16 protein-coding genes are annotated in these 17,283 nt (G+C 65.5%); 4 read left to right on the plus strand and 12 right to left on the minus strand.

Features of this window, described 5'->3' with window-relative positions; translation table 11 throughout:
* Nucleotides 1-114 precede the first annotated feature (114 nt).
* Entirely contained in the window at nt 115-1,263 is a 1,149-nt protein-coding gene (locus NGM68_RS12260; RefSeq protein WP_252698509.1) for a tyrosine-type recombinase/integrase, read from the plus strand.
* 44 nt (nt 1,264-1,307) lie between these two features.
* On the opposite strand, the gene NGM68_RS12265 is transcribed toward NGM68_RS12260, so the two are convergent.
* The 11 genes from NGM68_RS12265 to NGM68_RS12315 form a co-directional block, all read right to left on the minus strand.
* Complete coding sequence (locus tag NGM68_RS12265) at nt 1,308-2,393, minus strand: DUF354 domain-containing protein (protein WP_252698511.1); 1,086 nt, start codon at nt 2,391-2,393, stop codon at nt 1,308-1,310.
* Entirely contained in the window at nt 2,390-3,553 is a 1,164-nt protein-coding gene (locus NGM68_RS12270; protein WP_252698513.1) for a glycosyltransferase family 2 protein, read from the minus strand. Before NGM68_RS12270 ends, NGM68_RS12265 begins: the two co-directional genes overlap by 4 nt.
* A gap of 227 nt (nt 3,554-3,780) precedes the next feature.
* Nucleotides 3,781-5,637 carry a Na(+)/H(+) antiporter subunit D gene (locus NGM68_RS12275; RefSeq protein WP_252698515.1) on the minus strand — a complete coding sequence of 619 codons (1,857 nt, stop codon included), beginning with the start codon at nt 5,635-5,637 and terminating at the stop codon, nt 3,781-3,783.
* Entirely contained in the window at nt 5,630-7,600 is a 1,971-nt protein-coding gene (locus tag NGM68_RS12280) for a proton-conducting transporter transmembrane domain-containing protein (RefSeq protein WP_252698517.1), read from the minus strand. The genes NGM68_RS12275 and NGM68_RS12280 overlap by 8 nt, the downstream gene beginning before the upstream one ends.
* Nucleotides 7,600-9,180: a proton-conducting transporter transmembrane domain-containing protein gene (locus NGM68_RS12285; protein WP_252698518.1), complete on the minus strand. Its 1,581-nt coding sequence runs from the start codon at nt 9,178-9,180 to the stop codon at nt 7,600-7,602. Before NGM68_RS12285 ends, NGM68_RS12280 begins: the two co-directional genes overlap by 1 nt.
* Entirely contained in the window at nt 9,173-9,550 is a 378-nt protein-coding gene (locus NGM68_RS12290; RefSeq protein ID WP_252698520.1) for a cation:proton antiporter subunit C, read from the minus strand. Before NGM68_RS12290 ends, NGM68_RS12285 begins: the two co-directional genes overlap by 8 nt.
* On the minus strand, nt 9,543-10,070 hold the full coding sequence (locus NGM68_RS12295) for an MnhB domain-containing protein (RefSeq protein WP_252698522.1): 528 nt from the start codon (nt 10,068-10,070) through the stop codon (nt 9,543-9,545). The genes NGM68_RS12290 and NGM68_RS12295 overlap by 8 nt, the downstream gene beginning before the upstream one ends.
* Complete coding sequence (locus tag NGM68_RS12300; RefSeq protein WP_252698524.1) at nt 10,070-10,609, minus strand: DUF4040 domain-containing protein; 540 nt, start codon at nt 10,607-10,609, stop codon at nt 10,070-10,072. Before NGM68_RS12300 ends, NGM68_RS12295 begins: the two co-directional genes overlap by 1 nt.
* Nucleotides 10,606-11,016 (minus strand): monovalent cation/H(+) antiporter subunit G, encoded by a 411-nt coding sequence (mnhG, locus tag NGM68_RS12305; protein ID WP_252698525.1) that lies wholly within the window; start codon nt 11,014-11,016, stop codon nt 10,606-10,608. Before mnhG ends, NGM68_RS12300 begins: the two co-directional genes overlap by 4 nt.
* Nucleotides 11,013-11,291: a cation:proton antiporter gene (locus tag NGM68_RS12310; RefSeq protein ID WP_425493621.1), complete on the minus strand. Its 279-nt coding sequence runs from the start codon at nt 11,289-11,291 to the stop codon at nt 11,013-11,015. Before NGM68_RS12310 ends, mnhG begins: the two co-directional genes overlap by 4 nt.
* Nucleotides 11,291-12,337 (minus strand): monovalent cation/H+ antiporter subunit E, encoded by a 1,047-nt coding sequence (locus NGM68_RS12315; protein ID WP_252698528.1) that lies wholly within the window; start codon nt 12,335-12,337, stop codon nt 11,291-11,293. Before NGM68_RS12315 ends, NGM68_RS12310 begins: the two co-directional genes overlap by 1 nt.
* A gap of 705 nt (nt 12,338-13,042) precedes the next feature.
* On the opposite strand from NGM68_RS12315, the gene NGM68_RS12320 reads away from it, so the two are divergent.
* Both NGM68_RS12320 and NGM68_RS12325 read left to right on the plus strand, forming a co-directional pair.
* Nucleotides 13,043-13,309: a hypothetical protein gene (locus NGM68_RS12320; RefSeq protein WP_252698530.1), complete on the plus strand. Its 267-nt coding sequence runs from the start codon at nt 13,043-13,045 to the stop codon at nt 13,307-13,309.
* Between the two features lie 155 nt (nt 13,310-13,464).
* A complete protein-coding gene (locus NGM68_RS12325; protein WP_252698531.1) occupies nt 13,465-14,529 on the plus strand; it encodes a quinone-dependent dihydroorotate dehydrogenase in 1,065 nt (354 codons plus the stop codon).
* Between the two features lie 45 nt (nt 14,530-14,574).
* Here the strand turns inward: NGM68_RS12325 and allB are convergent, their stop codons facing one another.
* Nucleotides 14,575-15,939 carry an allantoinase AllB gene (allB, locus tag NGM68_RS12330; RefSeq protein WP_252698533.1) on the minus strand — a complete coding sequence of 455 codons (1,365 nt, stop codon included), beginning with the start codon at nt 15,937-15,939 and terminating at the stop codon, nt 14,575-14,577.
* Nucleotides 15,940-16,121: 182 nt separating this feature from the next.
* Between allB and NGM68_RS12335 the strand changes: the two genes are divergently transcribed.
* A complete protein-coding gene (locus tag NGM68_RS12335; RefSeq protein ID WP_252698535.1) occupies nt 16,122-17,123 on the plus strand; it encodes an NAD-dependent epimerase/dehydratase family protein in 1,002 nt (333 codons plus the stop codon).
* Nucleotides 17,124-17,283: the final 160 nt, after the last annotated feature.

The following is a 17,283-nucleotide window of genomic DNA, read 5'->3' on the forward strand; positions in this document are numbered from 1 at the left end:
CGAGTATGTTGACCCGACAATGACGGTCGACGCTCACTGGACTGGCGGTCGAACCGAACGCGACGCATCGATCGTCACTCGAGGGGGGTCGCTGGTGCAGCGCGTGATCGATCCATGAGTGAGGTCAGGGTTCGCGTAGCCGACGCCGTCGACGCCTACCTCCAGCGGAAGGCCGTCGGCAACCCCGATGGCCCCGGTGCAGGTACCTACGCCTCGAACGCCGAGTCGATCCTCCGGCGCTGGACCGAGTGGCTCGAGCGCGACCACGAGGTGGCCTCGCTGTTCGACCTCGAGGACGTCCACATGCGCGCCTACGCCGAGGAACTGGCCGACCGAACCAACCGCGGGGAGTACACCGCATCGACGGCCGGCACGTACTTCGCCGTCGTCAGGGCCTTTCTCTCCTGGTGTGTCCACGGCGGCATCCTCGAGACGAACCCGGCCGCGACCGAGACCGCCGAGTCGGCGCTCCCGGTAGACGACGGCGATTCGGCGGAGACCCACTGGACGCGCGAGCAGCGAGAAGCGCTCGAGTCGTTCGTCCGCGAGCGCTCGGTCGAGGCCGAGGACGCTCCGCGTGCGGAACGGCTCGCCCGACTTCGCGAGTACGCCATGGTGGTCGTCCTCGCCCACTCCGGCGTCCGTGGCTCGGAGCTGTTTCGCGTCCCCGAGGACGATCGTCGAACCGGTGCGACCTGGGACGACGTCGACTTCTACTCCGGAACGATCCGCGTCCTCGGCAAGTCACAGCGCCTCGAGGACGTCCCGTTGCCGGCTGCCGCTCGGACGCCGTTGCGCCGATATCGCGTGGTACAGGATCCACCGACCAACGAGTGGCCGCTGTTCCCGACGCGACACGCACCGTCGGTTGCGCGTCGCGTACGAACCGTCCTCGCCGAGCGCGGGTTCGACGAGGCCGAAATCGACGCCCTCTGCGAACAGTGGACGGCCGCCGAACTCTCCAGACGGTACGCAATCGCACCCCCAGCGATCACGACCGAGGGGGCCCGATCGATCCTGAAACGGCTGTGTGAGGCGGCCGAGATCGACGTCGGTGGCGACTACCTCACACCCAGAGGTGCTCGCCCGGGACTCGGCGAGCGAACCTACCCCTCAAAGCAGGCGACGGCCGAAACGGCCCTGCGTGAGAGCATCCACGATCAGTCGATCGCGGTCGTGGAGGAACCGCCGGTGTTCGAAAGCCCCGATGGGCACTCGAGCGAGGAAGAGACGCCGGTCTCGGAATCCAACACGGAAGACTGAATCGCATACCGCTAATTGAGTCGCGAACTGAAGTCTGATTCGCACTACCGCGTCGCCACGGCAGTCGCAGGGCTCGCCACTGGCTGTACCGGCGCACCACCCTGATCACAGAGCAGCGCCGTCACGTAGGCAGTGACGTCGATTTTGTCCTCGAACAGCCGATCACGCCGATTACGCCAGCGCGCGCTCGTTTCCGGATCGTCGACGATCTCCCGAATCAGTTCGAGCCCGCGTTCCTCGTCGGGCGTCGACCGCATCAGGTCGTAGGACTGCTCGAGCTCGACGAAGTTGCTCATGTCTGCCTCACGGGCGGCGAACGACTGAATGCGAACTGTCGGCGTCCCAAGGAGGGCGGATTCGGTCGCCATCGTCGCGGAATCGCCGGCGTAGCAGTCGGCGTAGTAGAGCAGGTCGTGGATTCGCGTGGGGGACACCGGTAGCTGGTAGGCCTCGAGATCCGCGGGCAGCTCGTCGGTGCTCGTGATGTACACCGAGCCGTACTCCTCGAGCATCGAGACGAGCCGTCGTTTCCCCTCGAGTGAGAGGCCCGCTTCGCCGACGTCGTGCAGGGCGTCCCACCGCCGGAACCGGAGGACGAAGTATCGATCGTCGGGATCGACGCCGGCCTCCCTGAGCGCGTCGGGATCGGGCTCGAAGTACGCCGGATGGAGGTAGGCGAGTTCGTGAAACCCGTCGTAGCGGACGTGGTTCGGCCCGTACTCCTCCTCGTACCCGCGCGGCGTGGCGACTACGTGGGCGAACGGGGTCGTGATCCGGTGGGAGGTCGTTCCCTCGTTGTCGACGAAGACCACGCTCCGGGCGCCGACCAGCGGCGCGACGTGCGAGACGGCGACGCCACCGATGGCCGTCATCACGTCCGGATCGATGGCACGAACCCGCCGTAGCAAGCGGAGTTCGTACGCCAGTTGCACCCTCGCCAGCTCCGACAGCGAGTCCTGCGGGCCGGCGAGCACCTCGTGGGGGATGCCGTAGGCGTTGAGCAACGGGATCGCGAGGTCGTTCTCCCTCGCGAAGACGAACACCTCGTGACCCCGAGCCTCAAGTTCGGTGATGACGTGCCGGTAGAAGTGGACGTGAGCGGGGTGCTGGATCGTGACGACCGCCTTCATCGAACGGTCACCACGGTGTCGGCGTTCTCCGCGTGGTCGAGGGCCATCGCGAGCACGAGGCAGATAGATCCGAGAAAGGCGTAGAGAACGGTCATCCCGACCCAGACTGCGCGGCTGTTCGTGCGCGTTCTCGTTGCTGTGGCCCAGGCGAGGCCAGCCGATGCGAGAAGCCAGCCCGCGACGCCGAGGCCGTAGACGAGCACCAGCGGGTGGAACTCGCGGACGACGTAGCGTCGTCCGAGACGACGAAGGAAGCCGGTGAGCAACAATTTCGAGAGCCGTGGGACGAACGTGCGGTACTCGATGTGGCTCTGTTCGTCGCCGTACACCGCCGGCATGGAGACGTCCGCAACCCGAAAGCCGGCGGTGTTGAGTTCGACCAGGAGATCGTTCGCGAAGCCGTACGCCTCGTAGAGCGTCTCGAGGTCGACGGCCTCGAGTGCCTCCCGCGAGATGGCCGTGTAGCCGTTCTGGGGATCCATCATCTCCCAGTAGCCGCTGGCGACTTTCGTGAGGAAGGTCAGCGTGAGGTTGCCAAAGAGCCGCCAGCGAGACATCGAGGCGTAATCGTCTCGGCCGGCGAGTCGGTTGCCCTTGGCGTAGGCAGCCGTTCCGTCAACGACCGGATCGAGCAGTCGATCCAGCTGGTCGGGATCCATCTGAGCGTCCCCGGCCATCACGGCCGTGACGTCCATCCCGTCGGCGAGCGCGTGTTCGTAGCCGGTTTTGATCGCTCCGCCGACGCCGCGGTTTTCGGCGTGGCGTATAGGGATTACCGTCGTTCCAGCGTCGTCGTGATCGTCGCTCGAGTACGCTTCGTCGGGTTGCCGTGGTGTGGTTTCGAGAGCGGCCTGCCCATTTCCGTCGCTCATCTCTCCAGTGTTCGGCGGAACCGTCGCTGTCGAACCACCATCAGCGACCGGGTCGCTAAGGGAGTCATTCGAGGCGTCCCGCGTGTCGGTGGCCCCGCCGTCGGCACGTCTTTGTTCCGGAAGTGGATCGCAGTGGCGTTTGATCTCCGCCCACGTGTCGTCGGTCGATCGATCGTCGACGACGTAAACCCGATCGACGAACTCGGGCATGGTGTCGATGACCGTGCTGACGAGCCCTTCCTCGTTGTAGGCGGGCACAACAACGCCGACGGTGTGATCACGGTACACGGTGATCACCTCGTCTCCGCGCGCATCGCTTGCTCGAGCCGGCGACGTGTCGGTAACTGCGTGCGGGTGGACGTGTGTCTCATCTACGACTCTCGTCCGTTCGGTCGCTCATTGTTATGCGACGCTTGCACGAGGAGTAGCCCGAAGCTATCTCAGCTGCGTACGGGAAGTGGCCGAAACCAGCCGAATCGCCCCTTCTCGAGACACGGTAGGCGAACGGTATCGGCCTAGAGAACGAGCAACAGCGCGATCGTCAGTGCCAGCGTAATGAGCAAGACGGTGAATCCGATCGACGCACGGAGGCTAATCGTGGATGGGCGACCGCCGTCTGCCGAACGACGCTCTTCGACGTCGACGAGCCACGACGGAAGCCGGCGAGCACCGCCCTCGACGGCGAGTACGGGGTTGTTTCCGATCCAGTAGCCGGTTCGTACGAGCGAGACCGCCGTGCGGTCGACGGCTGCGAACGTCTCGGTGACCAGCAGCATCGACCAGCGGCCGGTCGTGTACCCGAGTTTGTTGACGACCAGCGCCGGGTCATCGTACTCGAGTTTCGAGAGCGGTTTCCGGATGATCGGGAACGCGATCGCGGAGATGACGAGCAGGAGCACCGCGTCCTGTAAGTGGCCCATACTGTAGGGGTCGAGCGTTCCCTCGACACCGAGGCCGGCGAACTGCGTGCCGTCGATCACCGGCATGAGGTCGGTGAAGATCGGCCAGCCGATCGCCGGAATGCCAAGGATGACACAGGCACCGCCGACAGAGAGCATCGCGGTGGTCTGACCGGGTCTGGCGTCGCGAACCTCCCGGTCGCTCTCGCCGTGGAAGAACACGTAGTAGCCGAGTTTGATGAACGAGAGGAACGTGCCGACCCCGCCGATGAACAGCAGGACGAACAGCGGCCAGTGGGCGTCCCCGCCGAAGTAGCCCGTGGCGGCGTCGAACACCATCCCCTTGCTGATGAAGCCGCTGAAGCCAGGGACGGCGGTAATCGAGAGGGCGCCGATGAAGAACGCGACGGCAGTGATCGGCATCTCGCGCCAGAGGCCGCCGAGTTTGTACAGGTCGTTCTCCCGGGTGCGGTAGATGACGACCCCGACGGCCATGAACAGCAGGCTCTTGTAGAGGACGTTGTTGAACAGGTGCCCCATCGCTCCGGCGACGCCGATGGCCGACCCGAGGCCGATGCCGGCGACCATGTACCCCAGCTGGGCCTGGATGTGGTAGGACAGCAGCGCCCGCATGTCGTGCTGGAGCAGCGCGAAGATGACGCCGTAGACGGCCATCAGGCCGCCCATGTACGCGAGCCACAGGTGCCCTTCGGGGAACGCCCGGAGCAGGACGTAGGCGCTCGTTTTCGTCGTAAACGCCGCGAGGAACACCGAGGCCGCAAAGTGCGGTTTGGGGTAGGTGTCCGGCAGCCAGGTGTGGAACCCGATGAAGGCGACGTTGACGCCGATTCCGAGCACGGCGAGCAGGGCCGGAATTCCCGTGGCGATCCCGCCGTCGATGAGCAGGTCACCGGTGTAACCCGTTGCCCCCTCGCCGTACACGAACGTCCCTGCCTGGGCGTAGTGGGCGATGACGGCGAACAGGACGAGGCTGCCACCGATCCCGTGAGCCAGCGCGTAGCGATAGCCCGCGCGGACGGCATCGCGGCCGTAGTGCCAGACCAGCAGCGTGCTCGTGACGGCCATGATCTCCCACATGAACACGAGCACGAGCCAGTCGCCGGCGAAGACGGCTCCCAGCGCGCTGGCGACGTACGCGAGCGCGAAGGCAGCCATCACTCGGGGTGCCTCACTCGAGTAGGCGTAGAGCACCGCGAAGGTTCCCAAAAAGCCCAACCCGATGGCGACGAAGCGGGTGTACTCGTCGACGAGGTACGGCTGGACGTCGAAGCCGAGGAACGTCATCGACACGTGCGAGCCCTCGGGGGCGACGAACGCGATGGCCGTCACTGCAGCGAGGCTGAGTGCGCCGAGGGCGAATCCGGCGATTCGGGGCAGCACGAGCATCAAGAGGGCGGCAGCGAAGACCAGCAACGGCGGATAGATCGCCGTCATGGCGTCGATCTCAGTCAAGGACGCTCACCCCCGTGACACCCTCGACGATGGTGTTCGCCAGCTCGAGGAAGACGGCGTAGTCGGGGACGATCCCGAGGACGACCGCGCCGGTGACGATAACGGCGATCGGCATCAACATGAGCCAGGTACTCTCGCCGAAGGAGAGGCCAGAGTGGCGTTCCCAGCCGCCGGGCGGTGCGCCACCGTGGTGGTGATGGTCGTCGTGGTCGTCGTGGTCGTCGGCGTGTTTCTCGTGGCCGTCGCCCTCGTGGGCGGGCTCGTTTCGTTCGTCGGCGGTGCCGTCGTCGCCCGAGCCTGTGCCGAATGGAACGTCGGCGTCGCTCGGGTTCGTGTCGACGGCGTAAGCGGGTTGGTCTTCGCGGTCGTCATCGTGGGATTCCTCGTCGTGACCGGCGTCATCGTCGCCCCCACGCCCGCCATCGGTCGCAACCGCCTGTTCGTCCTCGTGGGCGAGCACGCCGTAGGACTCCCGTTTCCCGCCAGCAGGGAACTCGAGCAGCGGCTTGGCGTCGTGGCGATCCTCGCTCTCGAAGAACGCGGTGTAGACGACCGGCCAGAGGTAGGCGATGTTCAGCACTCCGGAGACGATGAGCGACGCGGCGAAGATCCACAGCCAGGTGGCCTCGAGGCCGAACGCCGTCACGTCCGCGCCGCTCGCGGCCCCGATCAGCAGGTAGAACTTGCTGACGAAGCCGGCGAGCAGCGGGATGCCGGCCATGCTGGCCGCCCCGAGGGCGAACGCCGACATCGTGACTGGCATTCGTTTCCCGATACCGGCCATCTCGCTGACGTAGTCGGTGTGGGTCTCGACGTGTACCGCCCCGGCACAGAAGAACAGCGTGAGCTTGCCGAACGCGTGCGCCGGGATGTGCAACAGTGCGCCAAGCACCGCGATCGGGTGGAGCATCGAGAGCCCCAGTACGATGTAGGACAGCTGGGCGGTCGTCGAGTACGCCAGCCGACGCTTGAGGTGATCTTTCCGGAGCGCGATGATGCTCGCCGCCGTGAGCGTGAACGCGGCGAGGATCGCCACCGGCACGTTGAGCGGGACGTCGCCGACCACCGGGGCCGACAGCGGGAACGCCCGCGGGAACTCGAGGCCGAAGACATCCAGGTAGACGCGGGCGACGCCGAACGCCCCGGACTTGACGACGGCCACGGCGTGGAGCAGCCCGGAGACGGGCGTCGGCGCGACCATCGCGTCCGCGAGCCACGAGTGTAGCGGCATCACGGCTGCCTTCACGCCGAAGCCGGCGATCAGCAGGTAGAACGCGGCTTGGGCGATGGCCGGATCGGCCGCAGCGGCGTCGGTCAGGAGTCCGATGCCGCCGGCCTCGAAGGCGAGGGTCGCCTCGCCGGCCTGGTTCGTCAGCCAGTAGACCAGGACGGTGCCGGCGAGCAGGAACACCCCGCCACCGAAGAACGTGTAGGTGAGGTACTTCCGGCCGGCGATGCGCGCCTCCGCGTCCTCGTTGTGGGCGACCAGCGGGTATGTCACGAGCGAGAGCAGCTCGTAGAACACGAAGATCGTGAGCAGGTTCGAGGCGAACGCGATCCCCACCGCCGTCGACAGGCTGGCGGCGAACGCCGCGAAAAATCGCGTCTGGGCGTGTTCGTCGAGCCCGCGCATGTACCCCGCCGCGTAAAACGAGGTAAAGATCCAGAGGAAGCTCGCGAGCAGCGCGAAGAGCATCCCGAGCGGATCCGCTCGCAGGGCGAAGTCGACGCCGGCGACGAATTCGAGGCCGGTCGCCTCGCTGAAACTCCACTGGTAGATCGTTCCAGACATAACGCCCGGCAGCATGCTCGCGACGATGGCGAACTTCGAGAGCGCGGCCAGGACGGACCACCCTTCCCGGACGTTCGGATGACGATACGACGCGACGATGAAGACCACAGCGATCGCCGAGACGAGCACGGCAGCCAGCGGTCGCGGGTCGGTAACGACGTGTTCAGACATCAGGCAGACACCTCCAGGTCAGCGGATTCGACGAACGGCGCGAGCAACTCGAAGAAGACGTCCCCGGCGAAGCCGAGGGCGACGGCCAGGACGGCAGTGACGACGAGGACACCGAGCATCCCCACGGTGACCTGCCGTGTTCCCGTCGAGTGGCCGCCGTCGGTGACGGGCGTTCCGGCGCCGTGATCAGGATCGTGGTCGTGGTCGCGACCACGGCCGTGGGGTAACTCGAGTGCGGACGACGGCGTGAAGTACATCTTCTCGAGCAGTCGGGCGACGTACGCCAGCGTGAGCATCGTGCTGAGGAAGATGACGCCGGCGACCGTCCAGGCCTGGGCCTCAATGGCCCCGACGGCGATGTACCACTTGCCGATGAAGCCGATCGACGGCGGGATGCCGACGAGGGTGATCAGGAGGACGGCCATCGAGCCGGCGGCGAACGGCCGACTCGAGGCGAGGCCGGCGTACTCGTCGACGGTTCGCGCCCCGTAGCCGAGGGCGACGACGCCGACGGCGATGAACAGGCCGGCTTTCATCAGGCCGTGGCCGACGAGGTGGATCAGCGCGCCCACCAGCGCCGTCTCGGTGAGCAGGCCGTAGGCGGCGACGATGAGGCCGAACTGCGACACCGAGGAGTACGCGAGCATCCGCTTAACGTCGGTCTGGATGACCGCGAGAACGCTGCCTGCAACGACGCTCACCGCACCGACGGTGACCACGAGTTCGGTCGCGTACGGCGTCGACGCGATGAAGTCGGCGCCGAAGACGGTGAACATGAGCCGAGCCAGCGCGTAGGCCGAGACGGTCGAGACGAGCGCGGCGATCAGCGGTGTCACGCCGTCGGGGGCGTGCTGGTAGGCGTCGGGTTGCCAGCTGTGCAGCGGCCACTGGGCCACCTTGATCGCGAATCCGATGAAGATGAACGCGAACGCGGCCCGGGCGAGTTGCAGGTTCTGGCCCTCGAGCGTGGGCACTGTTGCGGCGAGGTCGATCATGTTTAGGGTGCCCGTCGCCATGAAGAGGAAACCGACGCCGATCAGGTAGATCGACGCGCCGACGGTGCCGATGATGAGGTACTTGAGTGCGGCGACCGCCGATTCGGGCCCGTCGCCGCTCGAGATCAGCGCGTAGGTGCCGAGGCCGACGATTTCGAGGAAGACGAACATGTTGAACACGTCGCCGGTCATCGTGAGGCCGAGCAGGCCGCCCACGAGCAGCAGGTAGCCGCTGTAGAACGTGTTCCCGCGGGGGCCGCCGACGCGGGTGTACGCGAGCAGCCCGAGCGCGGTGCCGGTCACGAGCAGGGCGATCATCGTCGAGAGGGTGTCGGCGACGAGTTCGATCCCCATCGGCCGGGGGAAGCCGCCGAGCTGGTGGATGACGGCGACCTCGAGGTTCGATCCCGACGCGCCGTAGACCCGCGTGGCGAGGTAGACGGTTCCGGCGAACAGGGCGATCGTCGTCGCGAGGGTGACAGCCCATCCCGTCCGGTCGTATCTGAGTCCGAGCGCGATCGGCACGGTGGCCATCAGAATCGGCACGACGACGAGCAGGGCCGGCAGGAGGTCGACGCTACTCATCGGCACGCACCTCCCGGAGGGTGTCCTCGCGAAGCGTCCCGTACTCCGAGTGGATCCGGACGATCAGCGCCAGGCCGACCGCCGTGAGCGCGATCCCGACGACAATAGCCGTCAGGACGATCACGTGCGGGAGCGGGCTGGCGAGCAGAAGTTCGCTCGAGCCCGGATCCGGGTCGGCGGGAACGACAGGCGATCCACCGCCTTCCACGTAGGCGACGGCGACGAAGAACAGGAAGATCGCCGTCTGGAACAGGTTGACGCCGATCAGCTTCTTGACGAGGTTCTCGCTGGCGATGGTCATGTAGAGACCGATGCCGAGCAGGACGAACATCAGGGCGTACGCGTAGTGGGTACCGAGCAACTCAATCATCGTCTGAGACCTCCGTTCGATCGTTCGTTTCTCGTTCCGGCCGCGACCGGCGCCGCTGCGGGGTGAACCCGGCCGCCGTCGCGAAAAAGAGCGTGATGACCACGCCCGCGACGATCAGGGCGATGCCGCCGACCTCGATGGCTTCCATCCCCCACTTCGTGCCGTCAGGGATGCCGAGGACGGTGTCGAACAACCGGTACTCGAGGAACGCCCCACCGAGAGCGATCGTCGCCAGGCCGACGCCGACGAAGATGGCGACGCCGCCGGCGACGAGACCGACGAGGACGCTGTTTTTCAGCCACTGGCGGGTCGGCTCGATGCCGAACGCGAACGCCAGCATCAGGACGGTGACGCCGATGATGGCCCCGCCCTGGAAGCTTCCGCCAGGGGTGTCCGCCCCGTGAAGGGTCATGAACATCCCGTAGGTGAGCGTGAACGGGGCGATGATCTTCACCGCCGTCAGGATGACCTGACTTTCGGTGTAGGTGTCCTCGTAGCCGGTCGTGTTCCGGTCGGCCATCAGGCGAACACCTCCCGTTTCAGTACCAGGAGCGTCGCAATACCGGCGGCGAAGACGACGACTGCCTCGCCGAAGGTGTCGAACCCTCGGTAGGCCGCCAGCACCGCCGTGACGGCGTTCTGGACGCCCGTATCGTCGTAGGTCTGCTCGAGGTACGCCTGGGTGACCTCAGGGTTCGACCAGACGGGGGCGTCGGGGTCGCCGACGGCGTACATCTCCGGCAGCAGTTGTATGGTGAGGACGAGGACGAACGCCCCACAGACGACGACCGCCGGGACGTTGACCGACTCGAACAGTTTGTCCGTGCTCGGTCGGGTCGTTCGGGCGATGGTCAACAGCAACAGTATAGTCGTCACCCCGGCACCGATCGCGGCTTCGGTCATAGCGACGTCGGGGGCGAGCAGGAACGTGTAGAGGATCGCCATCCCGAGGCTGTAGGCGCCGAAGACGACGATCGCGGAGAGTACGTCCCGGAACAGCGCCGTGGCGACGGCCGCCAGGAGGATGAAGATCGCGAGCGTGTACGCGACCGCGCTCATCGGTTATCACCCCCGGTGGCGTCCTGTGACGGCGCATCGTCACGTTCGTCGGCTTTGTCGGCGCCGCCGTCGCTCTCGAGGCGCTCGTTCGCCTCCCCATCGTCGGCCGTCCAGGGTTCGATCCCCATATCGGCCGCCGAGCGGGCGATGGCGTGAGCCGCCGTCGGGTTCGTGATGAACACGAAAAACAGCAAGAGGACGGTGTACACCGTCGCGTGCTGCCAGCCCAGTGCGAGGGCGACGGCGGCCAGGGCGAGACCGGCCCCGAGCGTGTCCGTCTGGGATGCGGTGTGCGCCCTGGCGTAGACGTCCGGCAGTCGGAGCACGCCCACCGCGGAGACGAACGTGAAGAACACCCCCAGTGCGAGGAGTACGACGATCGCGCCCACGTAGAGCGTCTCGATCACAGCACCCCACCCCGTTCGACCGTGAACTTCGAGATGGCGACGGCCATCAGGAAGTTGAGAAGCGCGTAGATCAACGCGACGTCGAGGAACCAGGGCTGCTCGAGCCCCGCTGCCAGTAGCGCGAGGATGACGACGGTGTTCGTCCCCAGGACGTTGACCGCGAGCAGGCGATCCTGCGTCGTGGGGCCGGCGACTGCCCGGTAGAACATGGCAATCGCGAGGACGACGAACACCGCGGCGGCGATCAGGAACAACTCGTTCACGTCTGCCGGGATCACGACTCCTCACCTCCGGCCTCGAGAACTTCCGTGTCGCCCCGTTCGCGCGGGCTCGCAATCGACGCCGAGCCACGGCCGTGGAAGACGAAGCGAATCGCCCGCTCGAGGCCGCCGTCGAAGAGATCTTCGCGGGCGTCGTCGATCAAGGTGTGAACCAGCAGGCGCTGGTCGTTCGCCCGAACCGTGAGCGTGCCGGGCGTGAGCGTGATGCTGTTGGCCAGTGCGAGCAGCGGCAGGCCGCTTCGAACGCGGGTCTTCACGCGCGTCATTTTGGGGTTTATCGGCATCGACGGTCTGAGAATGACGAGCGAGATGAGCAGGTTGGCCTTGACGATCTCGACGATGAGATAGGGGACGTAGATACTGAATCGGAGCACCCGTAGCGGTGACGTCGGAAACGTCGGTGCCGTCGTGAACGTCACGTGTGAGAGCGTCAGGGCGACGATCAAGCCGACCGCGGTGCCGGTTACGAGGTCGAACCAGTAGGTTGGATCGCCGAGAACCAGGTAAAACGCGAAGGAAACGCCAAATAGTGAGAGGAAACGGCTCCAGCTCGCCGTCCCGACGAGGCGTTCGTGCTGGGCCGGTCGCTCGACCGGGGCCTCCACGAACGGGAGGCCGACCCGCTCGAGTTCGCGCTCGAGCGGTTGGAGCAGGGGTGCCGACGCGCCGGGGTGGTATTCGGGGTCGAGCACCAGTCTATCCAGGTCGTGATCGTCGGCGTAGGCGGCGAACGTCTCGGCGTAGTCCTTCGGGCCGAAGAGGTACTCGTCGGTGCCAAGGACGGCCGTCTCACAGGAGACGTCGGCATCGACGTCCGTCGCGTCCTCCTGTACCCACGTCATCGCCCGATCGAGCAATCGATTCGCCGCCTCGAGCGTCTCGCGCTCTTCGGGCACCTCCGCTTCGTAGGGGACGGCGACGACGAGGTGACACGTGAGCGCCTCGGGGGCTCCCTCGAGGCCGGACTGTACCGCGTAGGCGACCGTCTGTCGGACGGTTGGCGACTCGGAGAGCGGAATCAGCAGGCGCTCACTGCCCACGGGGGATCCCTCCGGTCACACGAAATATGTTACTCATGGCTCTGCTGTCTGTTAGTCGACCCAAGCGGTACCCGTAGGAAAACTATTTCGTTATCCGCCGGAGAAAGGCTGTTCGAGGGCGATATTTGCGACGTTCGTGTTGGACGTACGTCGAATCATGTTTGGATTGACTGGTAGAATATCAAGACCGACTCGAGGTTCGCACACGTGCCTTGACACTTGCAGGAGAGTCGTTGAGGGCGACGACGATCAGCTGTTTCCCCACGTACCTGCCAGTCAGCCCTTTATTCTGCATCACTCGCAATTCCAGGGCGTGGGTCGGGTTCGTCCGCTCACCCGACAGTGATCGCTCTATGACGGGACGGTTGTGGCAGCGACCGGCTTCACCGGCTGTAGCGGGTCGGGTACGGCACGACAGGAAAAGGATGACGGGCAGCCGGATCCTGACGTAACCGGCCCACGGGCCGATTCCGGGGAGAAAACGGACACCGGGAATGGGGGTGCGGAAACGACCGTTGGCAATGGGGATGCAGAAAATGGACGACGACAATGAAGATACGGATGATGCTGAGAGCGGCGCGACGAGAACGTCTGGCCCGTATCCAGACGGATGATCGCCCTCGAGGGACGCTCCACCAACCCTACACTCGACTGGCGTGTACCGGCCGCCTACTTATCTGAACGCGACCGGAATCGCCCGGTACGATGTCCTCGAACGAGTGTTCTCGCCGACGAGTTATCCGTCTCGGTAGCGCCGCGACTGTCGTCACACTGCTGGCGGGCTGTGCCGGACCTGGCGACGATGGCGAACCCGAAGCAGAGGAAGGAACCGGAAACGGGCAGGATCGCGAGGAGGAAGACGATCACGAAGCGGTCGACGACGATGACGACGGTGACGATGACGACGTTGCAGGTACGGACGACGATGGGACGGATGCTGAGGAAGACGAAGAGGAGGACTCGAACAGTTGATAGCGCCCGTTGGAGGCAGTCTCTCATCCGGAACGGCCGTCGACCGCTCGAGCCTCGACCGACGTATCCCTCGAGCCCGACGATCGTTCCGGATCGAACCCCACCCACACCCGTATTCGAGCGTTTTAGGTACCCCGAGCGTCGAGTACGTACCGATGACGCTGTACTCGCGGCTTCGGCCGCTCGCGTTCGCGCTCCCGCCCGAGACGGCCCACGACCTCGGAAAGCGACTGCTCCGGGCGAGCCAGTCCACGCGGCCGACGCGAGCAGCCCTTCGTCACGCCTACCGGTACGACCACCCCGCCCTCGAGATCGAGCGCTTCGGCTCCCGGTTCCCCAACCCGGTCGGGGTCGCCGCCGGTTTCGACAAAAACGCCGAGTGTACCCACGCGCTCTCGGCGTTGGGCTTTGGCTTCGTCGAAATCGGAACGGTGACGCCGTACCCCCAGCGAGGCAACGATCGCCCGCGGCTGTTCCGCCTGCTCGAGGACGACGCGATGGTCAACCGAATGGGGTTCAACGGTCACGGGATGGAACGCGTAAAAACGCGGCTCGAGGCCGATGGGATCCCGAACGTCCCGCTGGGAGTCAACGTCGGGAAGATGAACACCTCGAGCGAGGACGAAGCGATCGAGGACTACCGGCGCGTGTTCGATCGGCTCTCCCCGTTTGCCGACTACGTCGTCGTCAACGTCTCCTGTCCGAACACACCCGAGACATTCGACGAAAGTTCCCCCGAGCACCTCGAGGCGATCTTCGAGACCATCGCGGCCGAAAACGACGCCGACGTGCCGGTTCTCGTCAAGATCGGCCCAGATTCGCCCGACGAGTCGATCCTCGACCTCCTCGAGATCGTCGAGTCGGAGGGCGTCGACGGCATCGTCGCGACGAACACGACGACCAGCCGTGACGGTCTTCGGTCGCCCGAACGCGAGGAGTGGGGCGGAATGAGCGGCGCGCCGCTGTGCGATCGCTCGACCGAGGTAATCCGCCTCCTGGCGACGCACACCGACCTGCCGATCGTCGGCGTCGGCGGCGTCGACTCGGCCGAGAGCGCCTACGAGAAGATCAGGGCGGGTGCCTCGCTCGTCCAGTTGTACACTGGGTTCGTCTACAACGGCCCCACGACAGCGCAGGAGATCAATCGCGATCTGGTCTCGTTGCTCACGGCGGACGGCTTTTCGTCGGTCGAGGCGGCGGTTGGGGCGGATCTCGAGTAGTCCGATCACCCGATCGAGTTCCCCTGCTTCTTTCACCAGTGTCGATCAGTCCACGTCGACTCGCGTCCCGAATCCTGCCTCGCCGACGACCTCGCCGTCGTCGTAGACGACCTCTCCGCGCACGATGGTCGTCACCGCCTTCCCGGTGAACGACTCGCCCTCGAACGGCGTCACGGGGTGTTTCGAGTGCAGTTCGCTCGGATCCTCGAGCGTCCACTCGAGATCGGGGTCGACGATCGTCACGTCGGCGTCGGTACCTACCTGGAGCGAGCCCTTCTGCGGATACATACCCCATATCTGGGCGGGCCGAACCGAGTGGTGATAGACCCACTCCTCGAGAGTAAGTCGCCCGTCCGCGACGAACGAGAGCATGACGGGAATCTCGGTCTCGAGGCCGACGAAGCCCGAGATGGCGTCCCAGGTGTTTCCGAACGGATCGTCGACCAGTTTCTCCTCGGCCGTGTGGGGTGCGTGGTCGGTGGCGATGCTGTCGATGGCTCCGTTCTCGAGGGCTGCCCAGAGTCGGTCGCGCTCGTCGGCGTTCCGGATCGGCGGCTGGATCCGGGCGACGTTCCCCTTCTCGCGCAGGACGTCCTCGGTGAACCAGAGGTAGTGCGGACACGTCTCCGCTGTGACGTCGATCCCCCGATCCTTCCCGCGGGCGACCGCCTCCGCCCCCGATCCCGAGGAGACGTGGTACATGTGGATCTTCGCTCCAGTCTCTTCGGCGAAGGTGCACATCCGTTCGATCGCTTCGCGCTCGGCGATCACCGGCCTCGAGCGGGCGAAGTCGATCGGCCTGTTCTTCCCGTCCGTTTTGAACTGCTCGGTGGTGTAGTCGACGATCTCGCCGTTTTCCTCGTGGAAGCCCAGCCGTTTGCCCGTCTCCCTGATGCGTTCCATCGCCTCGATGATCTCGCCGTCGTTCGGCGGTGGGACGTCCCCGACGGTGGAACCGAGAAAGATCTTGTAGCCGAGCGCGCCTGCTTCGTCGAGAGCGGAAATCCGCTCGAGGTTCTCGGAGGTGACGACGACGAAACTCTGGAAGTCGACGTGGGCGGACGCCTCCCCGCGGTCGAACTTGAGCTCGAGGTGTTCCGGGCGGTCGATGACGGGATCGGTGTTCGGCATCCCGACGACGGTCGAGACGCCGCCGGCGGCCGCCGCCCGTGTCGCGCTCTCCCAGTCTTCTTTGTACTCGAGGCCCGGTTCCCGGTTGTGGATGTGGCAGTCGACGATGCCGGGGACGATCACGTTCCCCGCGGCGTCGAGGGTACGCGCTGCCTCGGGTAACTGGTCGCTCTGGCCGACGGCGACGATCGTTCCGTCTTCGATGGCGAGGCCGGCGTCGATGCTGGCACCCGCCGGCGTGACGACGGTACCGTTTCGAACGACGAGATCGACGGTCATTGTCGGGAGTTCCAAAGCAGCGGGCAAATAGCTTCTGTTGACGATGTCGGCTGCGACGGGCGGCTGTGGCACGGTCGGGAGGCGCTGGCCTGTGGGTTCCTCTCGAGAACCGTGCCGTAGGTGGCGGATACGAACCGGTACGCCGCCTATACTAAACCGCGGACGGCTGGTGGTCAGCGCCGATGGAGACACCACTCGCCGGCAACACGGTTCTCGTCACCGGTGGCGCCGGCTTCATCGGCAGCCACCTCGTCGACGCGCTGGCCCCCGATAACGAGGTGCGCGTCCTCGACAACTTCTCGAACGGCACCCGCGAGCACGTCCACGAGGAGGCGACCGTCATCGACGGCGACCTGCGAAATCCGATGGATATCCAGCGAGCAGCCCGCGACGTCGACGTGATCTTCCACCAGGGAGCGGTCGTCAGCGTTTCCGAGAGCGTCGACGCCCCACGGGCGACCAACGAGATCAACCTCGAGGCCACCCTCGACATGTTCGAACAGGCACGACTCGAGGACGCCCGGGTGGTCGTCGCCTCGAGCGCTGCCGTCTACGGACACCCCGTCGAGGTGCCGATCACCGAGTCTGCACGCCTCGAGCCGACGTCGCCCTACGGCGTCCAGAAGCTGGCTCTCGACCACTACGCCCGTCTGTACAACGACCTGTATGGACTCGAAACAGTTGCCCTGCGCTACTTCAACGTTTACGGCCCGCGGCAGCAGGGCCCCTACAGCGGCGTGATCTCGACGTTCCTCGAGCAGGCTCGCGCCGACGAACCGATCACTATCGAAGGTGACGGCGAGCAGACGCGCGATTTCGTCCACGTCGATGACGTCGTCCGGGCGAATCTGCAGGCGGCGACGACGGACGCCGTCGGCACCGCGTACAACGTCGGCACCGGAACTCGAACATCGATCGGCGAGCTCGCAACCCTCATCCGGGAGGTAACCGACTCGTCGTCACGAATCGTCCATCGTGATCCTCGAACGGGCGATATCCGCCACAGTGTCGCCGACATATCACGAGCCGGCGATCGCCTTGGATTCGAGCCATTGATCGACCTCGAGACCGGACTGCGCGGACTCGTTTCTAGTTCCAAACGAACGACAGCAGCGGCCGGTGCGGACGACGATGCTGCCGGTCAAGGAGGCGATACCCCTGAGCCGGTCGGCACTGGAGAGTAAACGCCGTTCGACCGCGTGCTTTGAGATGGGTGGGTTGGGGGAAGGGACTTGAGGCAAATGGGGTCTTCCGATGGAACGGCGTCCCTGTACTCTGGCTCGCTGGGTCACTCGTCGATCAGCTTCGACGAGTGTCTCTCCTCAGTAACTGTCACCGGTTCCT

It is taken from the genome of Natronosalvus vescus (assembly GCF_023973145.1).
GTDB lineage: Archaea > Halobacteriota > Halobacteria > Halobacteriales > Natrialbaceae > Natronosalvus > Natronosalvus vescus.

Excerpts from the sequence above, each read along its gene's own strand:
- NGM68_RS12260 (WP_252698509.1), top strand. The coding sequence starts at position 115 with ATGAGTGAGGTCAGGGTTCGCGTAGCCGACGCCGTCGACGCCTACCTC.
- NGM68_RS12265 (WP_252698511.1), bottom strand. The coding sequence starts at position 2,393 with ATGAAGGCGGTCGTCACGATCCAGCACCCCGCTCACGTCCACTTCTAC.
- NGM68_RS12280 (WP_252698517.1), bottom strand. The coding sequence starts at position 7,600 with ATGTCTGAACACGTCGTTACCGACCCGCGACCGCTGGCTGCCGTGCTC.
- NGM68_RS12285 (WP_252698518.1), bottom strand. The coding sequence starts at position 9,180 with ATGAGTAGCGTCGACCTCCTGCCGGCCCTGCTCGTCGTCGTGCCGATT.
- NGM68_RS12290 (WP_252698520.1), bottom strand. The coding sequence starts at position 9,550 with ATGATTGAGTTGCTCGGTACCCACTACGCGTACGCCCTGATGTTCGTC.
- NGM68_RS12295 (WP_252698522.1), bottom strand. The coding sequence starts at position 10,070 with ATGGCCGACCGGAACACGACCGGCTACGAGGACACCTACACCGAAAGT.
- NGM68_RS12300 (WP_252698524.1), bottom strand. The coding sequence starts at position 10,609 with ATGAGCGCGGTCGCGTACACGCTCGCGATCTTCATCCTCCTGGCGGCC.
- NGM68_RS12320 (WP_252698530.1), top strand. The coding sequence starts at position 13,043 with ATGTCCTCGAACGAGTGTTCTCGCCGACGAGTTATCCGTCTCGGTAGC.
- NGM68_RS12325 (WP_252698531.1), top strand. The coding sequence starts at position 13,465 with ATGACGCTGTACTCGCGGCTTCGGCCGCTCGCGTTCGCGCTCCCGCCC.
- allB (WP_252698533.1), bottom strand. The coding sequence starts at position 15,939 with ATGACCGTCGATCTCGTCGTTCGAAACGGTACCGTCGTCACGCCGGCG.
- NGM68_RS12335 (WP_252698535.1), top strand. The coding sequence starts at position 16,122 with ATGGAGACACCACTCGCCGGCAACACGGTTCTCGTCACCGGTGGCGCC.